Origin of the sequence: Xenorhabdus budapestensis (genome assembly GCF_002632465.1) — a bacterium.
Classification (GTDB): Bacteria; Pseudomonadota; Gammaproteobacteria; order Enterobacterales; family Enterobacteriaceae; genus Xenorhabdus; species Xenorhabdus budapestensis.
The window spans coordinates 72,024-84,326 of sequence record NZ_NIBS01000002.1; the positions used below are offsets into that span (position 1 = coordinate 72,024).

Annotated in this window: 14 protein-coding genes and 1 riboswitch; of the genes, 8 read left to right on the forward strand and 6 right to left on the reverse strand. The window is 39.8% G+C overall.

Annotation, left to right across the window (positions count from 1 at the left end; translation table 11 throughout):
* Window positions 1-138: 138 nt before the first annotated feature.
* The 3 genes from copD to ftnA form a co-directional block, all read right to left on the reverse strand.
* Window positions 139-1,098 (reverse strand): copper homeostasis membrane protein CopD, encoded by a 960-nt coding sequence (copD, locus tag Xbud_RS03020; RefSeq protein WP_099134682.1) that lies wholly within the window; start codon window positions 1,096-1,098, stop codon window positions 139-141.
* Window positions 1,098-1,484, reverse strand: a complete 387-nt coding sequence (yobA, locus tag Xbud_RS03025; protein ID WP_047680240.1) for a CopC domain-containing protein YobA — start codon at window positions 1,482-1,484, stop codon at window positions 1,098-1,100. Before yobA ends, copD begins: the two co-directional genes overlap by 1 nt.
* A 218-nt stretch (window positions 1,485-1,702) precedes the next feature.
* Complete coding sequence (ftnA, locus tag Xbud_RS03030; protein WP_099134683.1) at window positions 1,703-2,206, reverse strand: non-heme ferritin; 504 nt, start codon at window positions 2,204-2,206, stop codon at window positions 1,703-1,705.
* 311 nt (window positions 2,207-2,517) lie between these two features.
* On the opposite strand from ftnA, the gene Xbud_RS03035 reads away from it, so the two are divergent.
* Window positions 2,518-2,748, forward strand: a complete 231-nt coding sequence (locus Xbud_RS03035) for a DNA polymerase III subunit theta (protein WP_099134903.1) — start codon at window positions 2,518-2,520, stop codon at window positions 2,746-2,748.
* A gap of 47 nt (window positions 2,749-2,795) precedes the next feature.
* Here the strand turns inward: Xbud_RS03035 and pip are convergent, their stop codons facing one another.
* The 3 genes from pip to Xbud_RS03050 all read right to left on the reverse strand — a co-directional run bounded on the left by pip (window position 2,796) and on the right by Xbud_RS03050 (window position 4,485).
* Window positions 2,796-3,749, reverse strand: coding sequence for a prolyl aminopeptidase (gene pip / locus Xbud_RS03040; RefSeq protein ID WP_099134684.1), 954 nt, complete (start codon window positions 3,747-3,749; stop codon window positions 2,796-2,798).
* 79 nt (window positions 3,750-3,828) lie between these two features.
* Complete coding sequence (yebF, locus tag Xbud_RS03045) at window positions 3,829-4,200, reverse strand: protein YebF (protein ID WP_099134685.1); 372 nt, start codon at window positions 4,198-4,200, stop codon at window positions 3,829-3,831.
* A gap of 102 nt (window positions 4,201-4,302) precedes the next feature.
* A complete protein-coding gene (locus tag Xbud_RS03050; RefSeq protein ID WP_099134686.1) occupies window positions 4,303-4,485 on the reverse strand; it encodes a YoaH family protein in 183 nt (60 codons plus the stop codon).
* Between the two features lie 171 nt (window positions 4,486-4,656).
* Between Xbud_RS03050 and pabB the strand changes: the two genes are divergently transcribed.
* From pabB to Xbud_RS03085, 7 genes are all read left to right on the forward strand, one after another.
* The gene (gene pabB / locus Xbud_RS03055) at window positions 4,657-6,027 is read left to right on the forward strand and encodes an aminodeoxychorismate synthase component 1 (protein WP_099134687.1); all 1,371 of its coding nucleotides are present in this window, start codon (window positions 4,657-4,659) and stop codon (window positions 6,025-6,027) included.
* Window positions 6,024-6,593, forward strand: coding sequence for a CoA pyrophosphatase (locus Xbud_RS03060; protein WP_099134688.1), 570 nt, complete (start codon window positions 6,024-6,026; stop codon window positions 6,591-6,593). The genes pabB and Xbud_RS03060 overlap by 4 nt, the downstream gene beginning before the upstream one ends.
* 172 nt (window positions 6,594-6,765) lie before the next feature.
* Entirely contained in the window at window positions 6,766-8,130 is a 1,365-nt protein-coding gene (locus Xbud_RS03065; RefSeq protein ID WP_099134689.1) for an L-serine ammonia-lyase, read from the forward strand.
* Between the two features lie 615 nt (window positions 8,131-8,745).
* Window positions 8,746-9,696 carry a PTS mannose transporter subunit IIAB gene (manX, locus tag Xbud_RS03070; RefSeq protein ID WP_416778690.1) on the forward strand — a complete coding sequence of 317 codons (951 nt, stop codon included), beginning with the start codon at window positions 8,746-8,748 and terminating at the stop codon, window positions 9,694-9,696.
* A gap of 83 nt (window positions 9,697-9,779) precedes the next feature.
* A complete protein-coding gene (locus Xbud_RS03075) occupies window positions 9,780-10,577 on the forward strand; it encodes a PTS mannose/fructose/sorbose transporter subunit IIC (protein WP_099134691.1) in 798 nt (265 codons plus the stop codon).
* A 13-nt stretch (window positions 10,578-10,590) separates the two neighbouring features.
* The gene (locus Xbud_RS03080; RefSeq protein ID WP_099134692.1) at window positions 10,591-11,448 is read left to right on the forward strand and encodes a PTS mannose transporter subunit IID; all 858 of its coding nucleotides are present in this window, start codon (window positions 10,591-10,593) and stop codon (window positions 11,446-11,448) included.
* Window positions 11,449-11,545: 97 nt separating this feature from the next.
* Window positions 11,546-12,004 (forward strand): DUF986 family protein, encoded by a 459-nt coding sequence (locus tag Xbud_RS03085; RefSeq protein ID WP_099134693.1) that lies wholly within the window; start codon window positions 11,546-11,548, stop codon window positions 12,002-12,004.
* Between the two features lie 149 nt (window positions 12,005-12,153).
* A riboswitch (yybP-ykoY riboswitch) is annotated at window positions 12,154-12,287 on the forward strand.
* Window positions 12,288-12,303 lie beyond the last annotated feature (16 nt).

Genomic DNA, 12,303 nt, shown 5'->3' on the forward strand with positions numbered 1-12,303 from the left:
ATCCTCCTGATAAACATACAAGCTGAATTCTACCGCCCTTTTTCTTGTTTATATACCCATCGTCTTACAAATTGCAGCCTTATTGGTCATAACTTAAAAACCATAGACGTATCTAAGCTCATACCAACTATTCAAGGGTCACACAGGAGACTCTGTCGCAAAGATAGCAACACACAATAGAGCAGCAGTTCCAAGAATGATTTCCAACCAACTGTTCATCATCAGTAATTCATAACGCCCTTTCTGCTTTAATTTGGGCACCAGAATGTAGCGATTGATTAAGGCCAAAAGAACCATAGCTGTAACGAGTATGATTTTCAGCCATAGCATTGATTGATATTCGGAAGCAGGAGCATCAAAAGTTAGCCAACCAGGAATTAAAATGGCACTGCTTACAATTCCTGTAACGATCACCAAAAAAACGGCTACGTGCCCATAGTCAGAAAATCGCCTCATTGCAACTACACTTTCATCATACAAGCTATTCTCCATATTGCAGCTATCTATCTGGTGAAAGGCTGAGTTTGGTTTGGAAATATCTTTTAGCCGCAAGAATTGCAGACATAGTAAAAAAGGCCATAGCCCTCCGAACCAATAGCCTGCACTAAGCAAATGAACAATCTGATTTACCTGAAGCAGCAAACCAAGCTTCCCTTCATACATAGTGACATGACCAATGAAAGCATGACTTGAAAGCAAAACGACAGAACAGCCTAATAATAAGAAATTCTTTGTTTTAGAATCTCCAACATTAGTACGTAAAAAGAATATTCCCCCAACAGCAAGTGCAGCAACCAATAATTGCCATTGCCATACTTTACCAAAAGAAGTTGTTAACACTGCCTGCCATATTTCAAGTTGATAAACGTCGTGCCAGCCATCCCCCATCAACCCTGCCTGTACAATAAACCAGATCATTGAGGTAATAAAAGCCAATACCGTGCTAATCGCCAGGCCGACTCTCAACCGTTTTTTAATCAAAACTAAAAAATGGCCTGAAGCAAGTATGGTAGTAAACAAGCTGAACCCAAACATCAGCATAACTACCACAAAATGCAAGAAACGGCAGAGTACGTATAACGCCTCAAGTGAAATCATTATTTTACAGTAAAGTTGTAAACACCCTTCGTCTTATGACCGTCGACAGAAAGAACACTCCAGTCAACACGATATTCCCCTGCTGCCAGTTTATCCTCTACAGGCAGGATTAGTTTCGTTTTAGTCGCAGGATCAAGTGCTAGCTTACCTGTTTTAATCTCTTTTTTTTCTGGGCCAATTAATTTTACTTTGCTGAATCCAAGTTCAATGCGCTCTGAGAAACTCAGAGTTATAGCTTGTGGTGCAGCTTCCACCGTTGTATTTTCTGCCGGAGTCTGATCTTTCAAGTGAGCATGAGCTAAAGCCTGTTGGCAGGACATACCGACAAATAGAACAACCAAAGCAGACAGATTGCTCCAGAATGAACGGATGTTAAAAATAGACATGATAAATAACCCTTTAATATACAGATGAATTTTTATGCTTAAAGGGGATTTTATAACAAACGATAAATTTAATCCGTGGTGAAAATCCTGACCTGTGAAACACTGCGCAAAAAACAAAAATAGGAGATAAAACAAAAAACCGTAACTCCTGCTTAAAAATAAGCAAAAAACAGGAATTACGGTAAAAATAATGCAGATTAATTTATTTTAGTGCTCTCTTAAGCATGAGCTGGGACCGATAATCCTTTTAAATCTTTATCCAGTAAAAATAAAGACTTACCACTCTCACCCACCATATCCAGTTTATCTAAGATAGATTTGAATAATTTTTCTTCTTCGTGTTGTTCAGCCACATACCACTGTAAGAAGTTAAAAGTAGAGTAATCCTGGGTTGTCATCGCTAAGTGAGCCAGTTTATTGATCTCTTCTGTGATCAGTTTTTCGTGTTCATAGGTTTGATTGAACACATCAGAAATAGAATTAAATTCAACAGGTGGAGCCTGAATAGCACCCAGTACAGGCATTGCTCCTGTATCGCCCAGATAATCAAATAAACGCTGCATATGTTGCATTTCTTCTCCTGAATGGGTTTTCAGAAATGCAGCCGCACCTTCGTAACCTTTCTCACTACACCATGCACTCATTTGTAGGTACAAATTGGCAGAATAAAACTCCAGATTTAATTGCTCATTTAATTTCGTAATCATTTCTTGTTTTAACATTAGCCCACCCTCCTAACATTTTATTAATTGCTGCATATTATGCCTATTAAAAACCAATAAAACAAAGATAAATTTTAAAAAAATAATATATTGATATTTAAGGAATTATTTTTATTTTATAGAAAGAATAAATCTCATTAAATATAAGAAAATAAGAATCAATTTTATTTGATTAAATATTTAATCAAAATGAGAATTGATATTATTAATATTTAAGAGGTGTTTTATTATGCAAATAATGACTTGCCAAATAAAGAAGACTCAATTAATTTTATCTTCTGAAGACACATAGTACTTTTGGAGAGGAAATGATGGAGCATAACTTAGCCAAGTTATCTAAAGATGAGATGGATAAGGTCAATGTTGATCTGGCGGCATCAGGGGTTGCATTTAAAGAGCGCTATAATATGCCTGTCGTTCCAGACACTGTTGAACACACCCAACCACAACACCTGCGGGAATATTTTCAACAACGATTGAACTACTATCGCCAACAATCGAGATATTTTTCTCGCTTACCTTATGAGCCCAAAAACCGTTAAATATGAATAAAAAAGGTAACCACCGCATAAGCGAGTGGTTATCCTACCTATTTCCCAATAAATTTATCAGTTGCTTCAATTAATTGATGCAAAATTCCCGGTTCATCAAAAGAATGACCTGCACCTTCTACAATATAAAATTCTGCCTCCGGCCACGATTTCGCCAGATCCCAGGCATTCTGTAACTGGCATGCCATATCATAACGCCCATGAATGATGACTGCTGGAATATGCCTGATAACGTCAATATGATCTAATAACTGCTGTGTCTCATCCATAAAACCGTTATTGATAAAATAATGGTTTTCAATACGTGCAAACGCCAACGCAAACTGTTCTTCTGCGAATGAATCTGCATGCACAGAAGGTAATAGTGTGACAGTTTCCCCTTCCCAAATACTCCATAAACGGGCAGCTTCCAACTGCACTGCGGGGTCATTACTCGTGAGACGTTTGTTGTAAGCCTTTATCATATCAGTACGTTCTTCTTCAGAAAGAAGAGAAAGTGTACGCTCCCACTTTTCCGGAAAAAACCGGGCAGCACCTCCCTGATAATACCATTGCAACTCTTGAGGCCGGAGTAAAAATATTCCCCTTAATACCAATTCTGATACAGAACTCGGATGTTTTTGCGCATAAGCCAGGGATAAAGTTGACCCCCATGAGCCACCAAAAACCAGCCACTTATCAACCCTCATCAGCTTACGTAAGCGTTCAATATCATCAATCAGGTGCCATGTTGTATTATTTTCAAGACTTGCATGAGGTTTGGAACGGCCACAGCCACGTTGATCAAATAAGATGACATGATAATGCTCCGGATCGAATAACTGCCGATGATAATTTGCTATTCCTCCTCCGGGCCCTCCGTGGATAAATATCGCAGGTTTACCTTCAGGATTACCGCAAAGCTCCCAGTAAATTTGGTGTCCGTCCCCAGTATCCAGATATCCGGTTTTATATGCGTCATAAGCTGGATAAAGTTTTCGTGGTTCCGTCATAAAAAGCCCTCACTCATTAAATAAAACGGGATACATTTTCAGTATCCCGAATATATTTGAATCTGGCATGGCAATTTGTTTACTTAACTTCACTATAACTGATAGTCTCTTTTTGACAATCAATTGTGACATTGTAACTTTTGTCTTTTTTAGAACCCCGAACAATAAGTGGAACTTGTAACGCATCTTTATCATCAATAATATCATTGACATTTACCCATGCGACGGTTTTTCCTGTGCCCAGTTGTTGTCTGTCTTTATCCCAATGATTAAGTCGATTTTGTAAAAAATCTCGCTTAACTTGTGCTGCGATTTGATCTTTAGTCAGGTTTTTACAGGAAACAAATTTAGCCACATGATCATTTTCAGCGGCTGACACAGCAAACGAAAGGAAAAACGCAGCAGCTACACTCAATAACCCAGTACGATGAGCAAATTGATTTGTCTTCATACTTACCTCCTATTACCATCCAATTCATATGGATTAAATGTTGGGTTAAACTAACATGTAATAGAAAGTAATTATGTGAGTTTTGTTTAAAATGCTTTGCTGCTATTTTACATCATCCTCAAATAAAACATGGGTCTGTTCTTTATCCTGATACTTTTCCCGCAGCTCCTGAGCAACAATAGCAATGGCTTCTCCACTTCCCATCCCTTCAGAAATAAGTTGATGGATCCTCTCTACTGCGACCTGCTGCTCTTCATGGGACAACGCTGGCATACCTGAAAACATACCTTTAACCTCAAATATACAACAATAATTAGCGACAAGCTGTGATTATATACCCAATCAATTTTAAGTTGCAGTGTGGCAACCAGTGAACAGGTATACCATTCTATGGTACTCTCCGCACATTAATTTAATCAGTTATTTTTTTATTGCCCAGCCAATACGGGTTCCACCATGAAGATTGCATTACAAAAACGTCAGTTACCTTATTCTCCTAATCTTGCTACCTATTATTTTGCTCCACTCTCTGCCTCGCCCTGGGCAATGTTGTTACACTCAGGTGCAGCCCAACATCCACATAATCGTTTTGACATTCTTGTGGCTGAACCTATTGTGACTCTTGTAACACAAGGGGAATCAACAGAAATCAAAAGTCATAATGCAGTTTCTTATTCGCAAGATGATCCCTTTCTATTACTGAAAAAGCATCTTCATGCCTGTAATTTTACCCCACAATTTGATCCCGACTTGCCATTTCAGGGAGGAGCACTGGGAATCTGGGGATATGATCTCGGACGAAAAATTGAAAAATTACCCACTATGGCCATTAATAAACTGAATTTTCCAGATATGGCGATTGGGATCTACGATTGGTGTCTTATTATTGACCATCATCAGCAAAAAACGACTTTACTCAGCTACCACGATATTGATAACCGTCTGGCATGGCTAAAATCACACACAAAAAATCAAGAAACCGATTTTGCTCTCATCAATTCATGGCAATCAAATATGAGTGAACAGCAGTATCATGAAAAAATCGCCCAGATCCACCGTTATCTGCGTGATGGAGATTGCTATCAAGTCAATCTGGCCCAACGTTTTCATGCCGACTACCAAGGTGATGAGTGGCAGGCATTCGAGCAACTGAATGAATGTAACCGTGCCCCTTTTTCGGCTTTTATCCGCTTGCCCGAAAATTGCATCATTAGTGTTTCACCTGAACGATTTTTATTACTGGAAGACAAGAAAATCCAGACCAGACCAATTAAAGGAACATTACCGCGCGCTCAAGATCCGGAAAAAGATCAATTACAAGCTAAAAAATTATCCAATTCCCGAAAAGACCGTGCTGAGAATCTGATGATCGTTGATCTCCTGAGAAATGATATCGGGCGTGTTGCAATTCCAGGATCCGTCAAAGTTCCAGAATTATTTGTCGTGGAACCTTTCCCGGCAGTGCATCATCTCGTCAGTACCATTACAGCCACACTGCCAGATGAATATCACGCGACCGATTTACTACGAGCTTGTTTTCCCGGTGGTTCCATTACTGGTGCCCCAAAAATTCGGGCTATGGAAATTATCGAAGAATTAGAGCCACATCGCAGACATGGATATTGTGGCTCTATTGGCTATATTAGTTTCTGCGGTACAATGGACAGCAATATCACTATACGTACTCTGCTGACAGAAAAAGGAAAAATATACTGCTGGGCTGGTGGTGGTATTGTTGCAGATAGTATTGCGGAAAAAGAGTATCAGGAAACATTCGATAAACTTGGACATATCTTGCCTAAATTAAGGGAACTCCAGCTATCATGACATCTCTTTCTGATTTTATTCATCGGTTTCAATTGCAACTTCCTGTACAACCAAAGTATCTAAGCAATAATCAGCGGAGTGCCGCTGTATTATTGCCAATTATTTGTAAGCCAGAGCCAACACTTTTATTGACTCAACGAGCTAAAAGCTTACGTTCACATGCGGGGCAAGTTGCTTTTCCCGGTGGTGCAGCTGAGCCGGAAGATCATTCATTGATCGCTACGGCTTTGCGTGAAGCAGAAGAAGAAGTCAACATTCCACATCATCAGGTACAAGTTCTGGGGCAACTGACTCCATTGGACAGTAGTGGCGGGTATCGTGTTACACCTGTCGTCGGGTTGGTTTCTCCTCCCTTTTCTTTTCAGGTCAATCCAACAGAAGTAGACAGAGTTTTTGAAATTCCACTTTTTGATGCACTCTCTCTTCCTTGCTATCGATATTTAGATGTTAAACGACGGAATCGACAACATCGGATCTATTTTTACTGGTATCGTGATCAGATGATTTGGGGATTAACCGCTACCATTATTTACCAACTGGCACAACAAGTTCAAAAATCACTCTAGGAATGCTTGCGAAGAGCTATAGATTTGCTTGTTTATTATCCAAAATCATATCAATAGCTATTATAATTAAAAAAAAACTGTAAACTCCTTTATCAACACCACTAAATAACAGTAAAGTAACGCGCTTTAATTATAAATATACTATATATCTTTCTTCTCTAAGGAGTCTGGCGTGATTAGCGTTTTCGACATGTTTAAGGTGGGTATCGGCCCATCCAGCTCTCATACTGTTGGCCCTATGAAAGCAGGAAAACAATTTGTCGATGATCTTGTAAACCAGGGGCTGATGTCCTCTATCACGCGTGTAGCTGTTGATGTGTACGGCTCACTTTCATTAACCGGGAAAGGTCATCATACGGATATCGCCATTATCATGGGGTTGGCCGGTAATATGCCCGCCACTGTTGATATTGATTCAATCCCTGGTTTTATTCGTGATGTTGAGCAAACTCAACGTTTGCCGCTGGCAAATGGTTTACATGAAGTCGATTTTCCTCGTGACGGAGGTATGAATTTCCGTAGCGATAACCTTTCATTGCATGAAAATGGTATGCAGATTCATGCATTTGCAGGTGAAAAAAAAGTTTACAGCAAAACTTACTACTCCATCGGTGGTGGTTTTATTGTTGATGAAGAACATTTCGGTAAGCCATCTCAGGATACCAAACCTGTGTCTTACCCATTCAGCTCTGCTGCTGATCTGTTGATGAATTGTAGCAAAACAGGGCTATCTATTTCTGGCTTGATGATGAAAAACGAGCTGGATTTGCATAACAAAGAAGAAATTGCTGAATATTTTGCGGATGTATGGGACACCATGCAGGCTTGTATTGAACGTGGTTTGAATACAGAAGGCATTTTACCTGGCCCTCTGCGTGTACCTCGTCGTGCAGCTGCTCTGCACCGTATGCTGACATCATCAAATCAACTGTCTAATGACCCAATGAATGTCGTTGATTTAGTCAATATGTTCGCTTTGGCGGTCAATGAAGAAAATGCTGCTGGTGGGCGTGTTGTTACCGCACCAACCAATGGCGCATGTGGGATCGTGCCGGCAGTATTGGCTTATTACAACTATTGTATCGAGCCTGTTACTCCTGAGCTGTACACGCGCTACTTCCTGGCATCAGGCGCAATCGGCATTCTGTATAAGATGAATGCTTCCATTTCTGGAGCAGAAGTCGGCTGTCAGGGAGAAGTGGGGGTTGCCTGTTCAATGGCTGCGGCAGGTCTTGCAGAATTACTTGGAGCAAGTCCTGAACAAGTGTGCATCGCAGCCGAAATAGGCATGGAGCATAATCTTGGTTTGACTTGTGACCCTGTTGCCGGACAGGTACAGGTTCCATGTATTGAACGTAATGCCATTGCTTCAGTTAAAGCGATCAATGCTGCTCGTATGGCATTGCGCCGCACCAGCGAACCACGGGTTTCACTTGATAAAGTTATTGAAACTATGTACGAAACTGGTAAAGACATGAACGCGAAATACCGTGAAACATCACGTGGTGGTTTGGCAATAAAAGTACAGTGTGACTGATCAAACCTGTAACTTAATTAATATGTTCATAAGTTAAACTGTTACCTATTTTAGGTAAAATCTTACTTATCTAAAAAGATCCCTGCTACACAGTAGGGATTTTTTTTGGCTGAAACGGATCAATTGAGTACATTTTTTCTTCTTTCCAATCTAAAGTATCAAATTTTTTTATCTAAAAATTAATAAAATGTTACCGAAAACAGTTGCAAAAATCATTAAAACAAAAATTTAAAGGAAAATAAGTTACCTATTCGTGATAAGTAAAATAAAAATCTTATTTTAACCTCTCAAAATAGCCTATCTTGAATTTTCTGACTGATAGCAATTTTCTTAAATGCTTCCAATGATAATCTAATGACACATTTTCTTATGTAATTAAATACAAGCCATGAGAAATGGAATATTTGAGATGGATCCTCGATAAAACACGATGCTTGTAACTATCATATTCGTTAGTAGCTGTCATGATTATTAATAGATATACCCTATGGATTTCAAAGCTGCATCTTGAAAGGCGACGGGGATAGTGCAACATATTGGAAGTATTGAGTATGAGCTTGCAATAAATCCGAGTTCAATTGTTACAGAAGGGGAAAACAAGTGAGTATAGCCATTATGATTGGCACACACGGGGCTGCTGCGGAGCAACTGCTTCGCACCACAGAGATGTTGATTGGGGAACAAGAAAACGTTTCTTATATCGACTTTGTGCCCGGTGAAAATGCCGATACGTTATTCGAGAAATACAACAAGAAACTGGAGTTGCTTGATACAACACAAGGGGTCCTATTTTTTGTCGATACTTGGGGTGGCAGTCCATTTAATGCGGCGAACCGTATCGTAATGGACAAAGAAAACTACGAAATCATCACTGGCGTGAACATACCAATGCTGGTTGAAGCCTTTATGTGCCGTGATGATGATCCATCAATGGAAGAATTGGTTTCTGTTGCATTGGAAACAGGGAAAGAAGGTATTCGAGCCCTTAAAACAGAGCCAGCCAAAGAAGCTGATAAATCTGAACCGACCCAATCTGCAACCTCCATGACTTCCCAGATTACAGCACCTGTTGCTGGTGGTCACATGAAAATTGCCCTTGCTCGCATTGACGATCGTCTTATTCATGGTCAGGTTGCAACTCGCTGGACAAAAGAAACTAATGTTAAACGTATCATTGTAGTCAGTGATGAAGTAGCACAAGATACTGTACGTTCTACGTTATTAAAGCAGGTTGCACCTCCTGGTGTCAGTGCACATGTGATTGATATTGCCAAGTGTATCCGTGTTTACAATAACCCTAAATATGCCGGTGAACGCGTTATGCTGTTATTCACCAACCCTACTGATGTACTACGTATTGTAGAAGGCGGTGTTTCACTGGAATCTGTCAATATTGGCGGTATGGCTTTCAAACAAGGTAAAACCCAAATCAACAATGCTATCTCTGTTGATGCAACAGATATTAATGCTTTCGAAAAGCTGAATTCTCACGGTATCGAGCTTGAGGCACGCAAAGTTGCCAGCGATGCGCGCTTAAATATGATGGATTTGCTCAAAAAAGCTTAAAAAACAAAAACAGATATTTTTTTATTAACCATTACTCAATAACAAAATTCTTACCAAATTACATTTGGTTACAGGAGAAAACAATGGAAATTACCGTTGTTCAACTTTTATTGATATTCATCGTCGCCTGTATTGCGGGCATGGGCTCCATTCTTGATGAATTTCAATTCCACCGTCCATTAGTTGCTTGTACATTGATTGGTTTAGTACTTGGTGATATGAAAACCGGCATTATCATCGGCGGTACACTGGAAATGATCGCCCTGGGCTGGATGAACATCGGTGCAGCGATTGCTCCTGATGCAGCTCTGGCATCCATCATTTCAACCATTCTGGTTATCGCCGGTGGGCAAGATGTTGGTGCAGGTATCGCGCTGGCAATTCCATTGGCTGCTGCGGGCCAGGTTCTTACCATTATCGTCCGTACTATGACCGTCGGTTTCCAACACGCAGCGGATAAGGCTGCTGAAAATGGCAACCTGCGCGCTATCACTATCATTCACATTACTGCTTTAGTACTGCAAGCAATGCGGATTGCTTTGCCTGCACTGGTTGTTGCATTGTCTGTCGGAACCTCTGAAGTTCAGAACATGCTGAGCTCTATTCCAGAAGTTGTCACCACTGGCCTCAATATTGCTGGCGGTATGATCGTCGTTGTTGGTTATGCAATGGTAATTAACATGATGCGTGCTGGCTACCTGATGCCATTCTTCTATCTCGGTTTTGTGGCCGCTGTATATGTCCAAAACCTCGTTATACTCGGTGTCGTTGGCGCTGTTCTGGCAATCCTGTATATTCAACTCAGCCCTAAATACAACCAATCACAAACCGCTGCTCCTGCTGGTAATACCCCAAATAACCTTGATAACGAATTAGATTAAGAGGATGAACAATATGTCAGATTCAACAAACATGGGGCAGAAAAAACTGACACAAAGCGATATCCGTGGTGTCTTCCTACGCTCTAATTTATTACAGGGTTCATGGAACTTCGAACGTATGCAGGCATTGGGTTTCTGTTTCTCAATGGTCCCAGCCATTCGTCGTCTCTATCCCGAAAATACCGAAGAACGCAAACTGGCTATCAAACGCCATCTGGAGTTTTTCAATACACATCCTTATGTCGCTGCCCCAATTCTGGGCGTTACAATGGCGATGGAAGAACAACGAGCCAACGGAGCTAATATCGATGATGGTGCAATCAACGGTATTAAAGTCGGTTTAATGGGGCCATTGGCGGGTGTAGGTGATCCTATTTTCTGGGGAACTGTCCGTCCTGTTTTTGCCGCACTTGGAGCAGGAATTGCTATGAGTGGCAGCTTGCTTGGCCCTATTCTGTTTTTCTTTTTGTTCAACCTAGTGCGTTTATTGACCCGCTACTATGGTGTCGCATATGGCTATAAAAAAGGAATGGATATCGTTAAAGATATGGGTGGCGGTTTCCTGCAAAAGATGACAGAAGGAGCGTCAATCCTGGGACTATTCGTGATGGGAGCGTTGGTTAATAGCTGGACGAAAGTCAATATCCCACTTGTTATTTCCAAAGTACCTGATCCCGTAACAGGAGTAGAGAAAGTAACAACGGTTCAAACTATTCTTGACCAGTTGCTACCCGGTATTGCCCCGCTATTGCTGACCTTTGGCTGTATGTGGCTATTACGGAAAAAAGTAAACCCTCTATGGATCATTATTGGTTTCTTCGTAATCGGCATCATTGGTTATCATTTCGGTTTTCTGAGCTTAGTTAAATAGTTTTGTTAGAAAATTGATTTATTAAAAATATGGGGGAGGAAATTTTCTCCCCCGTTTATAAAAACAAGAGTTATCAGTTAGAAAATCAGAGGTGACAATGAGCCTGAATGACATCATATTGATGATTTCAATTTTATTAACGCTCGCTTTTGCTGTTTATGATGAAATTATCATCAACCATCTCAAAGGCAAGACTCTGTTAAACATAAAATTAAAAAGAAAACATCGAATTGATGCTTTAATATTTATCGTCTTAATTACTATCATTATTTACAATAACGTGGTAGCTCAAGGTACTCCACTAACGACTTATCTATTATCTTTTATCATTTTAGTAACAATATACCTTGGTTATATTCGCTCACCTAAACTCATATTCAAAGAAAAAGGCTTTTATTATTCCAACCGATTCTTTAATTATGACCAGATTAAAGCAATGAATTTATCTGAAGATGGTATTTTAATGATAGATTTTGAGTCAAATAAAATATATATTGCTGTAACAAAACCAGATGACTTAGAAAAAATTTATCAATTCCTGCTGAATAACAAATAACCCTTCCCTGATTCATATTAATATTAAATAAGGCTGCAACACTATATCAGCCTTATTTTCCACAAAAAATATAATGATAATTATTTTCAATTCATTATTTAACATATAGTAAAATATTTTTGCCTTTTATGCCAAATATGATATTGTCCACCCCAGTCATTGGGGAGTAGCCTGTTCCAGAAGACTTCTGGAAAATTCGTATCAACATACTCGTTTGCATAAAACGTGGTACGAATGCCAAATCGGTTGGCAAGACCATAGACACATAACATCACCATTGGTTGGGGGTGATTTATGTG

Coding starts and splice junctions, on each gene's coding strand:
- yebF (WP_099134685.1), bottom strand. CDS start 4,200: ATGAAGACAAATCAATTTGCTCATCGTACTGGGTTATTGAGTGTAGCT.
- manX (WP_416778690.1), top strand. CDS start 8,746: ATGATTGGCACACACGGGGCTGCTGCGGAGCAACTGCTTCGCACCACA.
- Xbud_RS03050 (WP_099134686.1), bottom strand. CDS start 4,485: ATGTTTTCAGGTATGCCAGCGTTGTCCCATGAAGAGCAGCAGGTCGCA.
- Xbud_RS03085 (WP_099134693.1), top strand. CDS start 11,546: ATGAGCCTGAATGACATCATATTGATGATTTCAATTTTATTAACGCTC.
- Xbud_RS03035 (WP_099134903.1), top strand. CDS start 2,518: ATGGAGCATAACTTAGCCAAGTTATCTAAAGATGAGATGGATAAGGTC.
- Xbud_RS03060 (WP_099134688.1), top strand. CDS start 6,024: ATGACATCTCTTTCTGATTTTATTCATCGGTTTCAATTGCAACTTCCT.
- Xbud_RS03080 (WP_099134692.1), top strand. CDS start 10,591: ATGTCAGATTCAACAAACATGGGGCAGAAAAAACTGACACAAAGCGAT.
- ftnA (WP_099134683.1), bottom strand. CDS start 2,206: ATGTTAAAACAAGAAATGATTACGAAATTAAATGAGCAATTAAATCTG.
- pabB (WP_099134687.1), top strand. CDS start 4,657: ATGAAGATTGCATTACAAAAACGTCAGTTACCTTATTCTCCTAATCTT.
- Xbud_RS03075 (WP_099134691.1), top strand. CDS start 9,780: ATGGAAATTACCGTTGTTCAACTTTTATTGATATTCATCGTCGCCTGT.
- copD (WP_099134682.1), bottom strand. CDS start 1,098: ATGATTTCACTTGAGGCGTTATACGTACTCTGCCGTTTCTTGCATTTT.
- pip (WP_099134684.1), bottom strand. CDS start 3,749: ATGACGGAACCACGAAAACTTTATCCAGCTTATGACGCATATAAAACC.
- yobA (WP_047680240.1), bottom strand. CDS start 1,484: ATGTCTATTTTTAACATCCGTTCATTCTGGAGCAATCTGTCTGCTTTG.